The organism is Streptomyces sp. TRM49041, assembly GCF_008271805.1.
In the GTDB taxonomy this organism is placed as follows: domain Bacteria; phylum Actinomycetota; class Actinomycetes; order Streptomycetales; family Streptomycetaceae; genus Streptomyces.
Genome location: NZ_VSRY01000166.1, coordinates 13057 through 30396 on the forward strand (window position 1 = coordinate 13057; position 17340 = coordinate 30396).

Annotated in this window: 23 protein-coding genes and 1 pseudogene; 11 read left to right on the forward strand and 13 right to left on the reverse strand. The window is 68.7% G+C overall.

All coding sequences use genetic code 11. The features are described 5' to 3' along the window. The first annotated feature begins 79 nt into the window (after positions 1-79). Positions 80-670 carry a malonic semialdehyde reductase gene (locus FVS66_RS28915; protein WP_149184197.1) on the forward strand — a complete coding sequence of 197 codons (591 nt, stop codon included), beginning with the start codon at positions 80-82 and terminating at the stop codon, positions 668-670. Positions 671-791: 121 nt separating this feature from the next. Here the strand turns inward: FVS66_RS28915 and FVS66_RS28920 are convergent, their stop codons facing one another. Then, positions 792-1391 (reverse strand): DUF6542 domain-containing protein, encoded by a 600-nt coding sequence (locus FVS66_RS28920; protein ID WP_149184198.1) that lies wholly within the window; start codon positions 1389-1391, stop codon positions 792-794. A 195-nt stretch (positions 1392-1586) separates the two neighbouring features. On the opposite strand from FVS66_RS28920, the gene ychF reads away from it, so the two are divergent. Beyond that, positions 1587-2675 (forward strand): redox-regulated ATPase YchF, encoded by a 1089-nt coding sequence (gene ychF / locus FVS66_RS28925; RefSeq protein WP_149184199.1) that lies wholly within the window; start codon positions 1587-1589, stop codon positions 2673-2675. A gap of 108 nt (positions 2676-2783) precedes the next feature. Here ychF and FVS66_RS28930 read toward each other — a convergent pair. Further along, positions 2784-3185 (reverse strand): annotated as a pseudogene (locus FVS66_RS28930) (tyrosine-type recombinase/integrase); the annotation flags it as partial. A gap of 161 nt (positions 3186-3346) precedes the next feature. Here FVS66_RS28930 and FVS66_RS28935 point away from each other — a divergent pair. Then, positions 3347-3850, forward strand: coding sequence for a hypothetical protein (locus FVS66_RS28935; RefSeq protein WP_262387277.1), 504 nt, complete (start codon positions 3347-3349; stop codon positions 3848-3850). 67 nt (positions 3851-3917) lie between these two features. Here the strand turns inward: FVS66_RS28935 and FVS66_RS28940 are convergent, their stop codons facing one another. From FVS66_RS28940 to FVS66_RS28955, 4 genes are all read right to left on the reverse strand, one after another. Next, positions 3918-4463, reverse strand: coding sequence for an HAD domain-containing protein (locus FVS66_RS28940; RefSeq protein ID WP_149184200.1), 546 nt, complete (start codon positions 4461-4463; stop codon positions 3918-3920). Positions 4464-4498: 35 nt separating this feature from the next. Further along, positions 4499-5191, reverse strand: coding sequence for a class I SAM-dependent methyltransferase (locus tag FVS66_RS28945; RefSeq protein ID WP_149184201.1), 693 nt, complete (start codon positions 5189-5191; stop codon positions 4499-4501). 1 nt (position 5192) lies between these two features. Further along, the gene (locus FVS66_RS28950; RefSeq protein WP_149184202.1) at positions 5193-6104 is read right to left on the reverse strand and encodes a phosphotransferase; all 912 of its coding nucleotides are present in this window, start codon (positions 6102-6104) and stop codon (positions 5193-5195) included. Positions 6105-6180: 76 nt separating this feature from the next. After that, complete coding sequence (locus FVS66_RS28955; RefSeq protein ID WP_149184203.1) at positions 6181-6930, reverse strand: hypothetical protein; 750 nt, start codon at positions 6928-6930, stop codon at positions 6181-6183. A gap of 223 nt (positions 6931-7153) precedes the next feature. Between FVS66_RS28955 and FVS66_RS28960 the strand changes: the two genes are divergently transcribed. From FVS66_RS28960 to FVS66_RS28970, 3 genes are read left to right on the forward strand one after another with little or no spacing between them, the layout of a single operon-like run. After that, the gene (locus FVS66_RS28960; protein ID WP_149184204.1) at positions 7154-8509 is read left to right on the forward strand and encodes a tetratricopeptide repeat protein; all 1356 of its coding nucleotides are present in this window, start codon (positions 7154-7156) and stop codon (positions 8507-8509) included. A gap of 1 nt (position 8510) precedes the next feature. Further along, positions 8511-9047 (forward strand): NUDIX domain-containing protein, encoded by a 537-nt coding sequence (locus tag FVS66_RS28965; protein WP_149184205.1) that lies wholly within the window; start codon positions 8511-8513, stop codon positions 9045-9047. Beyond that, positions 9044-9505 (forward strand): hypothetical protein, encoded by a 462-nt coding sequence (locus FVS66_RS28970; protein WP_149184206.1) that lies wholly within the window; start codon positions 9044-9046, stop codon positions 9503-9505. The genes FVS66_RS28965 and FVS66_RS28970 overlap by 4 nt, the downstream gene beginning before the upstream one ends. An 18-nt stretch (positions 9506-9523) precedes the next feature. Here the strand turns inward: FVS66_RS28970 and FVS66_RS28975 are convergent, their stop codons facing one another. Further along, positions 9524-10066 carry a hypothetical protein gene (locus FVS66_RS28975; protein WP_149184207.1) on the reverse strand — a complete coding sequence of 181 codons (543 nt, stop codon included), beginning with the start codon at positions 10064-10066 and terminating at the stop codon, positions 9524-9526. Positions 10067-10162: 96 nt separating this feature from the next. Here FVS66_RS28975 and FVS66_RS28980 point away from each other — a divergent pair, with 96 nt between their 5' ends. Continuing rightward, on the forward strand, positions 10163-10519 hold the full coding sequence (locus FVS66_RS28980; RefSeq protein ID WP_149184208.1) for a hypothetical protein: 357 nt from the start codon (positions 10163-10165) through the stop codon (positions 10517-10519). A 30-nt stretch (positions 10520-10549) separates the two neighbouring features. On the opposite strand, the gene FVS66_RS28985 is transcribed toward FVS66_RS28980, so the two are convergent. The 3 genes from FVS66_RS28985 to FVS66_RS28995 are packed head-to-tail and all read right to left on the reverse strand — an operon-like array spanning position 10550 to position 12297. Beyond that, positions 10550-11179 carry a DUF6000 family protein gene (locus FVS66_RS28985; protein WP_149184209.1) on the reverse strand — a complete coding sequence of 210 codons (630 nt, stop codon included), beginning with the start codon at positions 11177-11179 and terminating at the stop codon, positions 10550-10552. Between the two features lie 3 nt (positions 11180-11182). Then, on the reverse strand, positions 11183-11914 hold the full coding sequence (locus tag FVS66_RS28990) for a HEAT repeat domain-containing protein (RefSeq protein ID WP_149184210.1): 732 nt from the start codon (positions 11912-11914) through the stop codon (positions 11183-11185). Continuing rightward, complete coding sequence (locus FVS66_RS28995; RefSeq protein WP_149184211.1) at positions 11911-12297, reverse strand: CPCC family cysteine-rich protein; 387 nt, start codon at positions 12295-12297, stop codon at positions 11911-11913. Before FVS66_RS28995 ends, FVS66_RS28990 begins: the two co-directional genes overlap by 4 nt. Before the next feature lie 402 nt (positions 12298-12699). Between FVS66_RS28995 and FVS66_RS29000 the strand changes: the two genes are divergently transcribed. The 4 genes from FVS66_RS29000 (at position 12700) to FVS66_RS29020 (ending at position 14242) form a co-directional block, all read left to right on the forward strand. After that, a complete protein-coding gene (locus tag FVS66_RS29000) occupies positions 12700-12984 on the forward strand; it encodes a type II toxin-antitoxin system prevent-host-death family antitoxin (RefSeq protein WP_149184212.1) in 285 nt (94 codons plus the stop codon). Further along, on the forward strand, positions 12981-13235 hold the full coding sequence (locus FVS66_RS29005; RefSeq protein ID WP_009321768.1) for a Txe/YoeB family addiction module toxin: 255 nt from the start codon (positions 12981-12983) through the stop codon (positions 13233-13235). Before FVS66_RS29000 ends, FVS66_RS29005 begins: the two co-directional genes overlap by 4 nt. Before the next feature lie 342 nt (positions 13236-13577). Next, positions 13578-13829 (forward strand): type II toxin-antitoxin system VapB family antitoxin, encoded by a 252-nt coding sequence (locus tag FVS66_RS29015; protein ID WP_149184214.1) that lies wholly within the window; start codon positions 13578-13580, stop codon positions 13827-13829. Further along, positions 13826-14242, forward strand: coding sequence for a PIN domain nuclease (locus tag FVS66_RS29020; protein WP_149184215.1), 417 nt, complete (start codon positions 13826-13828; stop codon positions 14240-14242). Before FVS66_RS29015 ends, FVS66_RS29020 begins: the two co-directional genes overlap by 4 nt. A 258-nt stretch (positions 14243-14500) precedes the next feature. Here FVS66_RS29020 and FVS66_RS29025 read toward each other — a convergent pair whose 3' ends face one another. The 3 genes from FVS66_RS29025 to FVS66_RS29035 all read right to left on the reverse strand — a co-directional run bounded on the left by FVS66_RS29025 (position 14501) and on the right by FVS66_RS29035 (position 17197). Beyond that, positions 14501-15082, reverse strand: coding sequence for a Uma2 family endonuclease (locus FVS66_RS29025; RefSeq protein ID WP_149184216.1), 582 nt, complete (start codon positions 15080-15082; stop codon positions 14501-14503). Between the two features lie 294 nt (positions 15083-15376). Further along, positions 15377-16294: a hypothetical protein gene (locus tag FVS66_RS29030; protein WP_149184217.1), complete on the reverse strand. Its 918-nt coding sequence runs from the start codon at positions 16292-16294 to the stop codon at positions 15377-15379. 33 nt (positions 16295-16327) lie between these two features. Beyond that, on the reverse strand, positions 16328-17197 hold the full coding sequence (locus FVS66_RS29035; RefSeq protein WP_222946991.1) for a papain-like cysteine protease family protein: 870 nt from the start codon (positions 17195-17197) through the stop codon (positions 16328-16330). Between the last annotated feature and the right edge of the window lie 143 nt (positions 17198-17340).

The following is a 17340-nucleotide window of genomic DNA, read 5'->3' on the forward strand; positions in this document are numbered from 1 at the left end:
TGAAGCTTCACCTATCTGCCCTTACGGTGGGGATGTCGCCCCGCGATGCCCGCACACCGTTCGGAAGGTAAGCCCCGCCATGTCGCTCGCCCTTGACCCCACCGCCCAGGACCTGCTGTTCCGTGAGGCCCGCACAGCCAACACGTTCACCGACGAGCCGGTGACCGAGGAGCAGGTCCAGGCGATCTACGACCTGGTCAAGTACGGCCCGACCGCGTTCAACCAGACGCCGCTGCGTATCGTCCTCGTCCGCTCGGCCGAGGCCCGCGAGCGACTGGTCCCGCTGATGGCCGAGGGGAACCAGGCCAAGACCGCGACCGCGCCGCTCGTCGCGATCCTGGCGGCGGACAACGAGTTCCACGAGGAACTCCCGAAGCTGTTCCCGGCCTTCCCGCAGGCCAAGGACGCGTTCTTCGCCGAGCGCTCGGTGCGTGAGTCGGCCGCCGGCATGAATGCCGCGCTCCAGGCCGCGTACTTCATCGTCGGCGTCCGCGCGGCGGGCCTCGCCGCGGGCCCGATGACCGGCTTCGACTTCGCGGGCGTCCAGAAGGAGTTCCTGGACGACGACCACACCCCGCTGATGATCGTCAACATCGGCAAGCCGGGCGAGGGCGCCTCGCACCCGCGCTCGCCGCGCCTGGCGTACGAAGAGGTCGTCAAGGCCGTCTGACGTCGCCGTCCCGGTCGGCCCGGGGCGCCCGAGAGCCGGCGGCTCCGTGCACCATCCCCCCATTGGTGCCCGGAGCCGCCTTCTTCTTCTCCGCTTCCGCTCTGCTTCCGTGCCGGGGGTCTCAGAGCCGCCGCTGGGCGGTCGCCCGGGCAGCCGCGGCGGCTGCCGCCGCGGCGGCACGCTGGCGGCGCCCCATGAGCCGTACCTTCCGTACACATGTGATGACCCCGGCGATGAGCGTGCCCCCGTACAGCCACCCGGCATGCACCGCCAGGGCGGTGATCACCGCCATGGTGTGCCCCCCGATCCCGCCCTCTCCGCCGGCGATCGGCACGATCCCCACGGCGAACGCGATCGGCACACTGATCGGCGCCGTGACGAGATCGGCGCCCCGCACCCAGAGTGCCGTCAGCGCGCTCACCGGCAGGAACAGCAGCCCGAACACCAGCGGTGACCCGTCGAAGAGCAGCCAGTCCAGGCATCCGATCAGAAACATCGCCGCAGCCGCGAACAGCCCGGCGCCCAGCCCCGTCAGCCGGGGGTTCGGCAGCCGCCGCAGCGCGACCACCACAGGCGGCACGGGCCGCCGCCCACCCGGCCGGGCACCGGCCCGCGGCCGCGCCGGGTACGTGGCCGTGCCCTCGGCGAGCGCGCCCTGCGGCAGAACGGGGGACTGCGGCTGCCGCGGGCGCCGAGGGGGACTGCTCCTTTGCTGCTCCACGGGGACAACGTAGGCCGGGAGACACCGGAAAACCGGTACGAGACACACCTTTGGGGTGACCTTGGCGCGAAGTTCTCCCCCTTGCCCTCCCCTCGCCCGCCCCTCACCCCCGGCGGCCCGCGCGTCGTCGCCCGCGCCGGCACGCCCGTAAACTGGGCGGTCGGCCCACCATCCACACTTCAGGAAGTCGCCAACGTGTCGCTCACGATCGGAATCGTCGGCCTGCCGAATGTCGGCAAGTCGACCCTGTTCAACGCCCTGACCAAGAACGACGTGCTGGCGGCCAACTACCCGTTCGCCACGATCGAGCCCAACGTCGGAGTCGTCGGCGTCCCCGACGCCCGCCTGACGAAGCTCGCCGAGATCTTCAGCTCCCAGCGCATCCTCCCGGCGACGGTCGACTTCGTCGACATCGCGGGCATCGTGCGCGGCGCGAGCGAGGGCGAGGGCCTGGGCAACAAGTTCCTCGCGAACATCCGCGAGTCCGACGCCATCTGCCAGGTCATCCGTGCCTTCAAGGACGAGAACGTCGTCCACGTCGACGGCAAGGTCTCGCCGAAGGACGACATCGAGACGATCAACACCGAGCTGATCCTCGCCGACCTCCAGACCATCGAGAAGGTCCTCCCGCGCCTGTCCAAGGAAGCCCGCATCAAGAAGGACGTCGCGCCGAAGGTCGCGGCGGTCGAGGCGGCCAAGGAGATCCTGGAGCGCGGCGACACGCTCTTCTCCGAGGGCATCGTCCAGGGCAGCGAGAAGGCGGAGCTCCTCCACGACCTCCACCTCCTCACCACCAAGCCGTTCCTCTATGTCTTCAACGTCGACGAGGACGAGCTCACCGACGAGACCTTCAAGGACGAGCAGCGCGCCCTGGTGGCCCCGGCCGAAGCGATCTTCCTCAACGCCAAGCTGGAGGCGGACCTCGCCGAGCTCGACGACGAGGACGCCATGGAGCTCCTCCAGTCCGTCGGCGCCGAGGAGCCCGGCCTGGCCACCCTCGCCCGCGTCGGCTTCGACACCCTGGGCCTCCAGACCTACCTCACGGCCGGCCCGAAGGAGGCCCGTGCCTGGACCATCAAGAAGGGCGCCACGGCCCCCGAGGCGGCCGGTGTGATCCACACCGACTTCCAGAAGGGCTTCATCAAGGCCGAGGTCATCTCCTTCGACGACCTGGTCGCCACCGGCTCGGTAGCCGACGCCCGCGCCGCCGGCAAGGCCCGCATGGAGGGCAAGGACTATGTGATGCAGGACGGCGACGTGGTGGAGTTCCGCTTCAACGTCTAATACGTTCGGCGAAAGGCCGTCTGACCTGCGGTGGAGCGGGTTGGGCGGCCTTTGCTGTCCGCACAGAGTCCGCAGCGTGCTGACTTCGATCAGCGCGCGGGGGAGCGGCTACGCCGCTTCGTCGACCTGTGGCTGGGCATCGGCGGACTGGTCCGCGTACGCCTTGTCGACAGCAGCCCGGGTCCGCTCCTCGGAGTCGGGCCACAGATGGGTGTAGATGTTCAGCGTCATGGCCGCATTGGTGTGGCCGAGGCGCTCGGAGACGGTCTTCACCGACTCGCCGTGCTTGATCAGCAGGCTGGCGTAGTGGTGCCGGAGGGCGTGGGGTCCGGTGCCCTTCGCTATGCCAGCCTTCGCGCAGGCGGGCCGCCAGGACCCGTCCATGAAGTGCGTGTAGACCACGGGTCCGCCTTGCGGCGCCGTGAAGATCCAGCTCTCGGGCCCATCGGCGGGGAAGTCCCGCAGGTGGGCCTTCATCGCATCCACCGCCATGCGGGGGAGCGGGACCGTGCGGTGCGAGCGAGCGGTCTTGGGCGGGCAGACCTACACGCCGTGCTTGGCGGTCTGCCGTTCACGGTTATGCAAACAGAGTGGCGATCGGCTTGGGCTGCCAAGCCGCTGATAATGCTGGCGGATCTCCAACCGAGGTACGCGTGGGGCATGCTGTCACGGTGAGTGAATCCTCAAACGAGTGGCAGGCTTGGTTGAACAGTCTGGACGCGCGTGGAAGGGCGGCAGCGGATTCGCTGCGCGCCCGATTCGAAGCACTCGGCGCAGCCGATGCTGGAGGCTGGGCCAAGTCGGAGATCTGTGAGGACCTTCCACACCTGGCGCGGTTCATGCTGCTGCGAAGTCTGTGGCGCGGTCCAATCGGCGGTTGGGCCGATCCGGATGCCATCGATCAGCTTCCTGTTGCCCAGCGGCTCCTTGCTGCTGGGGCGAACAAGGAGGATCTCGTTCGCCTGGCGCGAGCGGTCGCCTATGAGGCAGTGTTCGGAACGCTCGATGAGCTCGACACCGGGAGTGATGTGAACGTATCGGGCATCGATGTCGGCTGGCTCGTCATGGAGTCAGCCGAAGACGGCGCCCCGACTGGTCGAGCCCTCTCGGGCCTGCACGAAGATCTCTTGGCCATGGACCCGAGTGGGCGCGATGGAGCGGACTTGTGGCAGTAGTTCTGGTGCAGGGCTCGCAGCGCACCCTGATGCCCTCGCTGCTCGTGGCAGCGAGGGCGTCAGGGCGTCAGGCGGCGCGGGCTGTGGGTAACTGCGAGACCCACGTCGTGAGCCCGGTCAGGTGCTCGGGCTGCAGCCCGTGGTGTGGGTCTGGCTGAATGAGGAGGGTCGACGTTCCCTTCGCAGTGCGCTCCGCCGCCCATTCATGGTCGAGGCCGGTGAAGTCGTCGTCGATCCAGACGGCGGGGGCGTCGCCCAGCCAGGCGTCGACGTGGTCGCGCTTCCACAGGTAGCCGTTGGGGTGGCTGGTGGTGATCTGCGGACGCGGGAGATCGACGTACGACAGGGTTGGAAGGCCGAGGAGCGGGCCGATGAGGGTGGTGGCGTCCTGGCGCCAGCTGGTGCACCAGACCGGGGTGACCAGGCCGGTGCGGATCACGTCCATGAGCAGACGGCCGTGGTCGGGGTGGAGCCAGACGGTGACCGGGTTGTCGGCGCTCCGGCCGGTGGGGACGACGTCGTGGCGGGCGTGGGTGGCCGGGGTCGAGCCGTCCGCGTTGGGGAAGGGTATGAGGACGCCGTCGATGTCGAGGAGCAGGTAGGGCAGGCGCATCGGTTCCTCCGGGGGAAGCCGGGGCGAATGGCTGGTCAGAGCTTGCGGGCGCGGATCAGCAGGGTGGTGGGCCAGTGGCCCATGCGGGGGTCGTTGAACTCCTGGGCCGAAGTGAGCCAGAAGCCCGCCCGGCTGAGGTGCCTCTCCCAAAGGTCGGTATCGAACTCCCATCGGGCGATGGGGAGCCGGGTGCGGTCGGGAAGGGTGACGTAGTCGCGGCGGGGCCGGTCGCCGCCAGAGGGGCTTCGACCGCCGCGCTGTGGGTGCGGGATGGAGAAGGCCAGCACTCGCCCGGGCGTGAGGCGCTGGGCGATGGCCGGGAGCAGGAGCTCGGGCGCGACGAGCCCGACGGCGCCGAAGACGGAGTAGATCGCGTCGAACTGCTCGTCGGTGGCGTGCAGGTAGTGCAGGGCGTGGCCGGCGACGAAGGTGAGGTTGTTCAGCCGTCCGTAGTGGGAGCGGGCGCGGCGGACCTGGAGGCCGACCAGGTCGACGCCGGTGACGTGGGCGCCGTGTCGGGCGGCGAGGTGGGCGGCGTTGTGGCCGGGGCCGCAGCCGAGTTCGAGGAGTCGCTTGCCGCGCAGGTCGGGGCCGAGGACGTCGGCGCCGGGACCTTGGCCGGATCTCGTGGTCCACTCCATCCGGGCAGGTACGGCCAGAGGTTCGGCGAGTCCGGCGGCAGTGCGCTGGACGGCGTGGGCGTGCCAGGGGGATGCCTGGGCGAGCACGTCAGATCTCCAGGAGGTGGAGGACGTCGGTGAGGTGGCGGCGGACAGTCTTGATGTAGGCGGGGTCGGTTGCCGGGTCGTTGATCCAGCGGACGGACTGCTCCATGAACCACTCGACGGCCCACATGCGGTGCCAGCCCAGGGCCCAGTTCTCGGCAGTGAGCCCGCCGCGCGGGGCGAGGGCGTCGGGGGTGCCGCCGGCGGTGACGTACTGCTCCAGGAAGACGCGCAGGCGCACGGGGTGTGGGGGCTCGATGGTGCCGTGCCAGCTGGCGAGGTCGAGCAAGCCGGGGCCGGTGAAGACGCGGGCGAAGTCGAGCAGCCGCCAGCCGTGCTCGCCGATGTGGAGGCTGGTGGGGTGGAACTCGGAGTGCACCCAGCCGAACGGTTCCAGCGTCGCTCCGGCCGAGCGGGCCTCGGCGGCCTGGGCGATACGGTCGAGCGCGTCCTCGACGTCATCCGCGTCCTGCCACCGGTCGGCCTTGCGTAGCCGTTCGAGGTGCTCCAGCGACCTGGCCGGGAGTGTCCGCAGCCGGTCCTGGTCGAGGACGGGCAAGGGCGGAGCCGTACGGGTGCCGTGCAGGATCACGGCCGCGGCGACGCCGTCGAGGTCGTCGGCCTCGCGGACGGAGGGTCCGAGGTCCTCCATGAACATGCCGAGCCAGCCGTCCAGGACGGCGGAGGCGTGGACCTGGGGGACGGGTACGCAGAGGGTGTGGGCCAGGCGGAGGGCCTGGTCCTCGCTGTCGAACGGCTTCTTGGCGTACTTGAAGATGGCCGTGGAGCCGTCGGGGAAGGTCACGCGCTCGACGCCGGACATGGTCCACACGCGTACCTCCTCCCGTACGGCGGTGGTCTGGCCGGTCGCGGTGAGCAGGTTGTCGAGGAGTTCGGCGCTGGGGTTTGTGGTCATGGGAGGGCTCCGGGGGATGGTGGCTTCCGGGGCGGGCGAGGGATGCCGGCCCGCCCCGGAAGCCTGATCGGGTGGGTTACGCGGCGGGGTTCACGTGGTGGGCGTAGACCTGCTCGATCCAGCCCGCCTTGAACGCGGCGAGGTCGTCGCGGAAGTTCGCCATCGAGGCACCGTAGGGCGCGACCACGCCGCCGGACTGGTCCGGCACGGACTGGCAGCCGTGCACGAGCCGGCCGCCGAGCGCGGCGTGGGCCTTGATGGACTCGATCCGGCGGTGCTCGTTGAACCAGCCGCCGTGGTAGACCTCGTCGAGCATCCCGCCCATCTCGTCGTCCAGGTCGAACACGACGGAGGTGGCGGCGGGGAAGAACCAGCACGGGCCGACGTTGGAGATGTGCCCGTCCAGCTCGACCTTGTTGAGCGCCATGAGCGTGGCCGCCTCGCGGAGCATCCGCAGGTGCTCGGCGGTGATCTGCGGCAGGCCGAGGCCAGCCAGGTGCTCCTCGCGGAAGAGGTACGCGTACACCTCGTACGCGGTGGCCAGGACGCGGGCCGCGTCGGACGTGGACTCGCTGTGCTGCTTGATGAAGTCGAGCGCGAGTTGCTCGACCGCGCTCTCGGTCGTCTCGTTCACGTCCAGGAGCTGGGACTTGACCAGCTCCCAGTCGGCGACGAGCCAGGTGTTCGACTCGAAGCGGAAGAAGTACTCAGCCGGGTCGATGGTGATGCGCCGGCCGTCGACCTGGATGCCGGGCAGGCGGCTCCAGCGCGGGTCGAACGCCTCGGGCAGCTCGACCGTGATGGCCGTGGTGTCGATGGTGTTCACCGTGTCTCCGTCTCTGATTGGCCGGGTTCGGGCACAGGAATGCCCGAGCCTGGTGCGGGCGTACGGAACTTCGGGGTGCCGCCCGGACCAAGGGGGAGCCTGGATCACGGTCGTGCCGTTCCGGGCGGCTGCTGATAAGTGAACAGGTGGTCACGCTCAGTGGGTACGGTGGAAGGCAGTTGAAGCGGTATACGCGGTTTACAGCTCCGGAGTGGAGGCGATCGTGGCGGCGCAGAGAGACCCCAACTCCCGTCTGCGCGACGCCATCGCGGCGGCCGACTGCACCTACGAGGCCCTCGCCAGAGACGTGCGGCGCATCGCCGCCGAGAACGGCGAGATCCTCCAGACCAACAAGTCGGCCATCTCGCACTGGGTGAACGGCACCCGTGCTCCGTCGGGCCGGGTAGGTCAGTACCTGGCCGAGGCGTTGTCCCGCCGAGCAGGGCGCATGGTCACTCGGACCGAGATTGGCCTCCAGGCTGGTGATGAAGAAGAGCCGGCGGAATCCGACCCTGTCCTCGCGGTCACCGACCTGGGCCGGGCTGACGTCGAGCGACGCCGCTTCCTCGCCATCGCGGCCTTCACCACCGCCGGCGTCGCCATGCCGCTCGGATACGACCATGAAGCCACCGCCCGCATGCTCCGCGCCCGCACCGGCACGTCCGTGGTCGGGGCAGAGGACGTGGACGTAGTGCGGCAGATCACGGCGGCCTTCAGCGCCGCCGACGAGCGCCTCGGCGGCGGGCACGGACTGACCACCGTCACCGCGTATCTCGCCGACACAGCCGCCCCCATGCTGCGCGGACGTTTCCCCAATGAAGCCTTGCGCCGGGCAGCCTTCGGCGCCGTCGCCGAACTTGCCTACCTCGCAGGGTGGAAGCAGCACGACCTCGGCCAGGAAGGGGCCGCCCAGCGCTACTACCAGGTCGGCTACAAGCTCGCCTGCGAAGCCGACCCGCACGGCCACGCCGCCTGGATGATGCGCGCCCTCGCCCACCAGGCCCTGAGCCTCAAGCAGCCTCACCACTGCGTCGACCTCGTCGAAGGCGCCCTACGCGCAGGTCTCGGCCATGTCGACGGTCAGACCGAGGCGCTCCTCCACATCACCCACGCCCGCGCTTACGCCGCCACCGACGAGAACCCGTCGGCCGCACGCGCCCTGCTCGCCGCCGAGGACGCCCTCCTACGAGACGACGGCCCCCAGCCCAGCTACTCCCGCGTCAGTGGCCCCGCCGCCGGCACCGTTGCCAGCCACACCGCCCGCACCCTGACCGACCTCGCTGACCACATCGGCACCGAACAGCAGCACCGCGACGCCCTCACCCGCTGGGACCCCGAGAAGTACAAGCGGGTCCATGCGCTCACCCACGCCGACCTCGGCGACAGCCTCGCCGCCCAGGCCCGCGCCGACGAGGCGGTCGCCGCCTGGACCCAGGCCCTGGTACTCATGGAGGGCATGACCTCCGACCGGACCCGTAAGGCAATCACCTCAATCCGCTCCACGCTCGCGGTCTACCAGCGCCGCCGCGTTCCCGGTGCCGCCGATCTCGCCCGCCGCGCCCGCGAGGCCCTCGCCTAACATGCCCAACAACCCGCCCGACGAAGGGAACACCGTGACCCAGCAGACCGACGACCAGCCCAAGGCCCTCAAGCCGGCGCTCGAATCGATGACCCTGCTGGTCGCGGCCGTCATCGTCCACGACAAGGCCACCAACCGCGTCGTCCTCCTCCAGCGCAGCGAGAACGCGAAGTTCGCCCAGGGCCTGTGGGACCTCCCCGTCGGCAAGAGCGAGCCGGGCGAACCCATCACCGAAACTGCGGTCCGCGAGCTCTACGAGGAGACGGGCCTTACGGTGAAGCCCGAGTCCCTCAAGGTCGCCCACATCATCCACGGCGCCTGGGGCGTAGAGGCCCCCAACGGCTTCCTCACGGTCGTTTTCGCCGCTGAGGAATGGACCGGCGAACCCGAGAACCGCGAACCCCGCAAGCACTCCCAGGTCCGCTGGGTCGACGCCAACGCCATCCCCAAAGCCTTCGTCGACACCACCGCCAGCGCCCTCCACCATTACCTGAATGACGGCTCGGAGGTCTCGCTGGACGGCTGGTCGGCAGCGTGAGCATCACGCTGCTCCACCTCATACCCAAGGACCCGCACTTTTCGCCTGCGCCCGCTGCGAGCGAGGCTGCGCAAGCCCGGCTACGACAACTGGTTCCTGAGGCGTTGGGCGGTTACGACGTCTGGGACATCCCCGGCACAGCCTTCATTGATCCCGGGGAGAACTGGTGTGGTGTCCGGTGCCCCGTATGCGGCTCCGACATCGAAGACTGGTGGGGCGACGCGATGGACACGGCAGCCCTTCCGGACGGCTATTTCGACGCGCTTGCCGTGACGATGCCCTGTTGCTCTGCCCAGACGGACTTGAACGCCCTCGACTATGTCGAGGCCGCGGGTTTCGCCAGGTACAGCCTCGTCACCACAGACCCAGAATGCGAGCTGCCACTACAACCAGCCAGCATCCAGGCGCTGGAGGACCTCCTGGGCACGGACCTGCGACAGGTCATCGCCCGGTACTGACGTCAAGCGCTGGCTTCGCTATGCAGGGCTGTTCGGAAACAGAAGCTCGTACGGCAGGTGATTGTCGTCCGGTACGCGCGGCACGTAGTCCGGGGCCGTGCGTGCAGCCACAGCCAGCAGGCGAGCGGCAGCCTCCTCCTCGGAGATGGAGGTAAGCCCGAGGGCGTACAGAAGGCGGTCGCGCTCGGCGTCGAAGTCCGGGTGGTCGGCCCGAAGGTCCGAGCCGAGCTCGCTGATTGTGAAGCCCTTCGCCAGGTCGCGCCAGAGGGGCAGCACCACGATGAGTGTGATGGCCTCGAAGAGGTCGGCGCCGATCAATGTGGCCTGGCCCTCCGAGTCGGCGTACAGGACGGGCCTCTCCTCGGCCCCAGCCTCCCCGCACAGGTAGTACGTGCCGCCAGCGCCGCAACCGGCTATCGGGTGTAGGGGGTTCCTGGTAGGAAGGGCAAGTTCCTCGATGGGGTCCCGGCGCTCGACGTCGAAATCGCCAGGCCAGGCGAGCGCGGTGGCAAGGGAAGGCTCCTGCTCGATCCGGCGGATTAGATCGTCTGATGCGGTCATGGGACGGAACGTAACAGCGCCCTCGGACGTCTGGTGCGGCTGGCCTGCTGATCGGCGCTCAGCGGTGCTGTCAGTAGGGCTTGGCACAGTTCGGCCATGAGCTACGACCTGGCGGTGTGGGTAGGCAGCAAGCCCGCTAACGATGTGATCGCGGGCGAGGTCCTCACCCAGCTGTACGACCGCTACATCGACACGGAGGAAGAGTTTCCACCGTCACCGCGTATCGCGGAGTACGTTGCTGGGCTCTTGGCGCGATGGGTGGACCTCACGGAGGACGAGGAGGACACCTCCCCCTGGTCGACGGGGCCGTTGATCGGCGAGGCGTCCGGGCCGTTCATCTACTTCCCGATGCGCTACAGCATGGCTGAGGAGGCTTCGGCCTACGCCGCCGATCTCGCGGCATCGATGGGGCTCGTTTGCTATGACCCGCAGGCTCGGCTGCTGCGGCCGTGACCGCGTTCAGACCGAGGGCGGGTGCAGCGGCTACGGCCGGGTCCAGCCGTTGGCGAAATCGCATTGGAGGTCCGTCCAGCGGCGCTGTTCGACGGGGACGTGGCTGGGGTAGCCGAGGCGTCCCACGCCCTTGACCCACTCGTCCCAGGGGCCGTCGGGCTCCGTGAAGCGGTCGGCGTGGCGGGTGCCGAGGAGGGCGTCGAGGCGGAGGAGGGCACCGAGGGCGGTGGGCTGGTCGTAGTGGAGGTCGGTGCGGGGGAGGTAGTGGTCGAGGTAGGCGGTGAGGATCTCGGCGTCGGCGTGGGTGCCGAAGCGTGCCAGGGCGAAGCAGTAGGCGCTGCCGGAGTAGCAGACCTCGCTGGCCAGGAGCAGGTCGCCGATGCGTGCCCGGAACCGTTCGCGGCGGTCGACGCCGATCAGCCAGGCGGCGGTGATGCGCGAGCGCCATTCGTAGCCGAGGAGAGCTTCCAGTTCCTCGTCGGTGATCGCGGCGGCGTCATTCAGCAGGTGTCGGGTGAAGCGGGTGGTGTGCCACCACCGGGGGCCCAGGAACCGCCCGCCGTTCAGTACGAGATAGCGCGGGAGGCCGCCGTACATCCTCGTCACGTAGCTCTCGACCACGTGGCCGTAGCCGACTTCCTCGGGGCGCTGGGACGGCATCGGTCACCTCTCCGGGTACAGGTCGGTACGGTCGATCCAGGTGGGGGCGACGAAGATGTTGTCGCCGGTGGGGGCTTCGGAGGCTTCCAGCAGGGACCAGGTGCGGGACTCTTCGACCAGGTGCTCCCAGGGCGCGGCCCAGTTGAGTTCCCGGTCCAGGCCGGTGTCGGAGATGCCGTACGTACGGCCGGCGTCCACGTGCCAGAACTGGGAGTAGAGGATCACCTGGGCATGGTCGGCCAGGTCGTTGATGATCTCGGCGAACAGGGCCGAAGGCCAGCCAGGGGCGTCGTCCGCAGCGGTGGGGTGTAGGTGTGCGATGAGCGGTGGGACGACAGGGGTGCGTGCGCCGAGTTCGGTCAGCGCCCAGCGGATGCCGACTGGCTCGCTCCAGTCCGGTGGGGTCGCCCGTTCCAGGCAGGCGCGGCAGGCACGGCGCAGGGGCTCGGTGGCGCCGTCGATCTCCAGGCTCGCCAGGGCCATGGCCGCCCATTCGCGGACGGTCGGGTTGTCGCTGTCCAGCAGGCCGATGAGGGCGGGGCCGCAACGGGGATCGCCCACTTCCTCGAAGACCTCGATGGCGGTCAGCTGGCCGAAGCCGCCGAGGGAAGGCAGGCCGTTGATGACGGTGGGTATGGCGTCGGCGCCGATCCAGATCAGCTCCGCGCGGGCGTCGTAGGACTCGTTGGCCTTGCCGTCGAGCTGCTGGACGAGTGTCTCGATGTGGGAGGTCATGACGCGGAGTGGTCCCGGCGCCAGAAAGTGGGCAGCCACCAGCAGAGCACCGAGCGGTCGGCGGGCCACGGGGCGCGGTCCTCGGCTGCCCAGTCCTCGAAGGAGTCGCGTGTCAGGTCGATGGGGCGCCAGGCGGGGTCGAGCGGCTCGTCCTCGGCCGGCGGGCGGACGTACCGTCGGCCGTGCTCGTCGCAGGCGCCGAAGTCCTGGTAGTTCCGCTGGGCCTCGATCAGGGAGACCTTGTTCGCGCCGCCTCCCAGGGTCGGCCAGCGGAACTGGACCCCGTCGTCCTCCCAGAAGCAGACGGGGCAGATCTCGTACGAGCCGGGCATCGCGTCCAGCACGCGGTGCCCGCAGCAGGGACAGGGGTGGGAGTCGATCACCTGCTCAGTCTCCTTGCAGGCCCAGCCGGTGTGCCAGGGATTTCGCCACCTCGGAGCCGCCGGCCAGTCCGCAGCCAGTCCGCAGGACACCCGTAAATAGCTGTCGGGAGCCAACGCATGCCAACCAGGAAACCCCAGGTCAGAGCCCTGGATGGGGCTCCGCCGCAGGTCAGGATAGCCCCCAGGCATTCCGCTTCAACGTGTGAACGGCTAGCTACTGCGAGTAAGAGGTCCGTTGGGTTCGCAGGTGGCGGCGGGGCCGGCTTCTCTTGAAGCCGGCCCCCTGTTGTTTCTCGCGCTGGGGCGGGGTCGAGAGTCCTGATTCTTCGTCAGGCGGTTGCCCTGCCCGGAAGTGCTGATAGTGGTACGTTATTCGGTACCACTATGGGGAAGGGGCAGGTCATGTCCATAACTGCGAGCGAAGCCCGCAAGGCGCTCTTTCCGCTGATCAAGAAGGTCAACGACAACCACGAGGCCATCGAGATCGTCTCCAAGCACGGCAATGCGGTGCTCGTCGCGGCTGAGGACTATGCGGCGCTGCGCGAAGGCTCGTACCTCCTGCGCTCTCCGGCGAACGCTCGTCGGCTGCTCAAGGCGTACGAGAACGCCCTGACCAATATCAACGTGTCCGAGCGAGAGCTGATCGACCCCGACTCGCCGGATGCTGCACATGACGGTGCCGAGTGAGGCTCGTCTTCGAGGATCAGGGCTGGGAGGACTACACGTCCTGGCTCAAGAACGACCGCAAGATGCTCGCTCGAATCAATAAGCTCATCGAGGACGTCAAGCGTGACCCCTTCACGGGGATCGGTAAGCCCGAGCCGCTGAAGTACCACTTGCCGGGGGCTTGGTCGCGGCGGATCGACGACGAGCACCGTCTCGTCTATCTGGTGACGGACAAGGAGATCGTCATCCTCGCCGCCCGGTACCACTACTGATCGGTGAGCGTTCGCTGCGCCCAAGGGGGGCTGGGAGAGGGAGCGGGCGGCCCGGTAGTGGTCTTGCCTGAGTCCCAGAACCGCGAAAGGCCCCGCTGCCGCGGTGTGCGGCGAAGCGCGCTCGAAGACCGTCCGGACCTGGCTCGCCGAGCACGAGGGTCAGATCGAGCTGCACTCCACCGCCGACAACGCCAGTCCAACATCGTGCGGGGATACTTCGGCGGCCCACACGTCCGTTACGCCCTTGACAAGTGAACCCAATGGGTTTCTGATCAATATGATGTCATTTTCGGGTCTAGATTGATATCATTGCTGTGTCGTCGGGCTATGGAGGGATGACTGATGGCCAGGACTGTGATCGATCTGGACGAGGAGATCGTCGAGCAGGCGATGCGGGTGTATGGGGTGAAGACGAAGGCCGCCGCAGTGCGGGCGGCTATGGAGGAGGGGGTGAAGCTGCGGCTGCGCCGGGAGTTGTTCGACGCCATGGACGAGGGCGAGTTCGAGGACGTGTTCGCGGAAATCCGCTCGCAGACGGGGCCGCGCAATCCGGATGGATCTCTGAAGCGCGAAGGCGGGGCCTCGGCGGCGTGAAGGGGCGCTACCTCATCGACAAGTCCGCGCTGGCCCGCCGGGGCAAACCGGCGGTGCGGGCGCGGCTGGATGCGCTGGACCGCGATGGGCTCCTAGCGGTATGCGCCCCGACCGAGTACGAGGTTCTGTACTCGGCGCGCGGAAAGCCCGAGGCGCTGCGGCTGCGCACCCTGCTCCGCGGATTCGACTACCTGCCCTGCAACGACGAAGAGTTCGAGCGGGCGCTCAAGATCCAGGCCCTGGCCCTGAACGCCGGCTTTCACCGGGCGCTGTCCCTGGCCGACGTCCTCATCGCGGCAACCGCCGAACGGCATCGAGCCACGGTCCTGCACTACGACGGCGACTTCGACATGATTGCTTCGGTGAGCGGGCTGCAGGCAGAGTGGGTCGTAGAGCCGGGCACCGCCGACTGAGCCGGAAACGTGCACCAGTGCCCGAAGGTGTTGGGGGAGCGTTCTCGGTGTCAAGTCTTCTTGTACTGCGTCGAGATTCCCGTGCTGGGATGGTGCTGGGACGCGCCCGCATAACCGCAGGTCAAGTAAGTTGTGGTTGAGTTCCGCTTCAGCGTGTAGACGAACTCCCACTTTCTGCCAGGCGATCTGTCAAGTGTGCAGGTCGGAAGGGGTCGGACTCTGACGAGTCCGGCCCCTTCGGCGTTCCGGTGCTGACTGTCAGGTGCGTCGAGGCGGGCTCAGCTTGTCCAGGTCGAGGCTGACCTGGAAGGGCACCGGACGCTGGAGCGAGCTTCGGAAGATGCCGGCGGGCGCGTAGGCGCGGGTTGGCTCGTCCAGTTCGTAGACGTGGACGACGGGCGCACCGTCCTCGTCCTCGATGCACCAGTAGTGGGGGATGCCGGCCTCCGCGTACTTGCGGAGCTTGACCGTGCGGTCCCGATGGGCGGACTCGGGGGAGACGACCTCGATGACGAGACGTACTTCGTCCGGTGCGAACCAGGTGCGGTCGCCGTCGAAGTCGGCCGTCGTCACCAGCAGATCCGGCTCGGGCCGGTTGCGCTCGTCGAGCTTGATGGTCATCTCGCGGCCGACTCTGACCTCGGCAGGCGCCTGCTCCATGAGGGCGACGGTGAGCATGGTGACGAGGTGGCCGTGCCACCACCTCTGCGGCGACATCATGAAGACGAGAGCTCCGTCGATCAGCTCGGTGTGGCGAGGCGCCTCGGGGAGGCGGTCGAGATCCTCCGCGAACCAGCCTTCCGCGCGCGGCGGGCGCATCCAGTCGGGCAGTGCGGTCATGGCACAACCGTAGCGATTCGGGAAGGTCAGGGCCATGAGATCGTCGCGAAGGGAAACCACCCTCCTGTTGGCCGGGTATCCCGCCGGTGCTGGTTCTGTGCTGACTTGGATCACCCAGAGGAGTGTTTTCGCAGGTGAGAGCGTTGTGGTCAACGTCCCGCTTCAACGTGTAGCGGTTGACTCCTCGATCTGCCGAGATGGAGGTAAGAGGGTAAAACCCCAGGTCAGGGGTCAGATCTTCGGTCGGGCGCCCGCCCACCCCCGGTGGGCGGGCGCCGGTGCGACGCGGAGGGTTCAGCGCGCGGAGGCCGTCCGCCGACGGTGTGCGTACACCGCCGAACCTCCGACCGCCACCAGGGCGGCAGCAGCCCCGGTGACGGCGGCCGTCTGCCAGGACGCCTCGGCCGCCGCCGGTCGCCCGGAGGCGGCGGCTTCCTGCGCCGGCTGGTCCTGCGCGAGGTCGGCGTACCCGCCGGCCATGCCCTTGCGGTCGTACTCGGAGCCGGGCAGCTTGTCGCCGTACCGGGCGGACACCAGCTTCTGGTAGGCGGCGAGCGTGATGGCGCGCTTGCCGCCGAGACCGGTGTTCGCCTCTCCGTTGAGCGGCTCGACCATGCCTTCGGCGGTGAGCCGGTACCAGGCGTGGATCTGCGGCTCGGTGAAGACACGGGCCTGCGGTGTGCCGCGTTCGGCCAGGCTGAGGTCCTTGTCTCCGTCCCGGATGCCGGCCAGCTGCCAGCCCTCGGCGCCGGGACTCCGCGGGGCGCTGCCCGCCGAGGAGGGATTCCCTTGGGGCGTGAGCAGTACGGAGGCCGGGCGGCCGTCGGAGGTGTTCACCCGGGAGGCCAGGTAGGAGAGCCGCAGCGCGGTCTGCGGGGTGGTCTGAGCCTTGCCGGTCACGAACTCGGGGCTGATCTCGAACATCGGCACCGGGTCCTTGAGGTCGAACCGGGGTGGCGCGGCGGGAGCGGCGGGTGCGCTGCCGGCGCCGCCGTCCGCGGCGGCGGGGCCGCCGGCCTGGCGGGTCTGCACCAGGAAGCGGGAGACGGTGTCCCGGACCTGGTCGCTGCGGAGGGTCTGCTGCGCGGACTGGTAGCCCGCGATCCCGTCACCGTCCGCAGCCTGTGCAGAAACGTTCCCGCACAAGGTGGCGGCGAGCGCGGTGGTGGCCAGGACGGCAGCCCGGACCGCTGAGCGCCTGATGCGTCGCATGGTCTGCATGGTGTGCATGTTGGGGTCCTCTGCTCAGCCCTGGATGCCGACCCGGGAGTGGGTCCACTGGAACGAGTTGTTGTTCACGTAGGTGGAGTAGTTCCACCAGGTGTACGTCTGGGTGGTCTGCCACGGGTCACCGACCGCGATCATGTTGGTGGCGCTGTCGTAGCCGTAGATGACGTTCATATGGCCGCCCCCGCTGCGCCAGCCGAACCGGACGGCGAACGGCCGGCCTGCGGCGATCTCGCCTGCCGACTCGCTGAACGACGCGTTGCGGTACAGGCTGCGGCCGCTGTTGCCCAGCCCCAGCTTGGCCAGGCCGTTGGCCATGTCCTCCAGCGTCGCCGGCTGGTTGTTGCAGTTCACCCACGTTCCCTGGGCGGCGAGTCGGCAGAACCGCTCCTGGGTGACGTTGCGGCCCCAGTACTTGGCGATCGTCACGCCCGAGGCGTCCCAGCACCACTGGGTCCTGACCTGCTTCTGCATGTCGATGCCCAGGGACTTCGCGGTCGTCGGACCGGGGTTGGGCCGGGTGGGCCTCGGGTCCGGGTTCGAGCCGCAGACGGGCAGGCCCGTGGTGTTCTCGCGGATGAACGCGTCGGCGATGTAGTAGGACCCGGTGTAGATCCACCGCCGGTTGTTCTCCACGGTGTTGCCGGTCGTTCGGCAGGACATCTGGATGCGGTCGCCGACCCTCGAGGAGCCCTTGATCTGGGCGGAGAGGGACGGCTGGGCCCGGTGGTTGACCGACCGGTAATTTCCCTGCCCGCCGTAGACGGTGCCGCTGACCATATCGGCCTGGGCGAGGGCGCCGAAGCCGAACAGCAGGCCGCCGGATAGGGCGGCGGTGACCGTGGCTATGAACGCCTTCTTACGGCGGGACATACGACGTCTGTGCATTGTGCTCCTTGAATCGAGAGGGGGTAAACCGCGGGACGGCCCTGAGGTCCGCCCGTCTGTGCAGGCCGCTGCGGTCGGCGCTGCGCGGTTGTCGTGCCGCTGCCCGGCCGTGCTTCCGTATTCGGGCATATCGGCACTGCCTT

What these genes read in the sequence shown, in the direction of transcription:
- FVS66_RS28915 (WP_149184197.1), top strand. Translation starts at nt 80, where the DNA reads ATGTCGCTCGCCCTTGACCCCACCGCCCAGGACCTGCTGTTCCGTGAG.
- FVS66_RS28940 (WP_149184200.1), bottom strand. Translation starts at nt 4,463, where the DNA reads ATGCGCCTGCCCTACCTGCTCCTCGACATCGACGGCGTCCTCATACCC.
- FVS66_RS28950 (WP_149184202.1), bottom strand. Translation starts at nt 6,104, where the DNA reads ATGACCACAAACCCCAGCGCCGAACTCCTCGACAACCTGCTCACCGCG.
- FVS66_RS28965 (WP_149184205.1), top strand. Translation starts at nt 8,511, where the DNA reads ATGCCCAACAACCCGCCCGACGAAGGGAACACCGTGACCCAGCAGACC.
- FVS66_RS28975 (WP_149184207.1), bottom strand. Translation starts at nt 10,066, where the DNA reads ATGACCGCATCAGACGATCTAATCCGCCGGATCGAGCAGGAGCCTTCC.
- FVS66_RS28980 (WP_149184208.1), top strand. Translation starts at nt 10,163, where the DNA reads ATGAGCTACGACCTGGCGGTGTGGGTAGGCAGCAAGCCCGCTAACGAT.
- FVS66_RS28985 (WP_149184209.1), bottom strand. Translation starts at nt 11,179, where the DNA reads ATGCCGTCCCAGCGCCCCGAGGAAGTCGGCTACGGCCACGTGGTCGAG.
- FVS66_RS28990 (WP_149184210.1), bottom strand. Translation starts at nt 11,914, where the DNA reads ATGACCTCCCACATCGAGACACTCGTCCAGCAGCTCGACGGCAAGGCC.
- FVS66_RS29000 (WP_149184212.1), top strand. Translation starts at nt 12,700, where the DNA reads ATGTCCATAACTGCGAGCGAAGCCCGCAAGGCGCTCTTTCCGCTGATC.
- FVS66_RS29015 (WP_149184214.1), top strand. Translation starts at nt 13,578, where the DNA reads ATGGCCAGGACTGTGATCGATCTGGACGAGGAGATCGTCGAGCAGGCG.
- FVS66_RS29025 (WP_149184216.1), bottom strand. Translation starts at nt 15,082, where the DNA reads ATGACCGCACTGCCCGACTGGATGCGCCCGCCGCGCGCGGAAGGCTGG.
- FVS66_RS29030 (WP_149184217.1), bottom strand. Translation starts at nt 16,294, where the DNA reads ATGCGACGCATCAGGCGCTCAGCGGTCCGGGCTGCCGTCCTGGCCACC.
- FVS66_RS29035 (WP_222946991.1), bottom strand. Translation starts at nt 17,197, where the DNA reads ATGCACAGACGTCGTATGTCCCGCCGTAAGAAGGCGTTCATAGCCACG.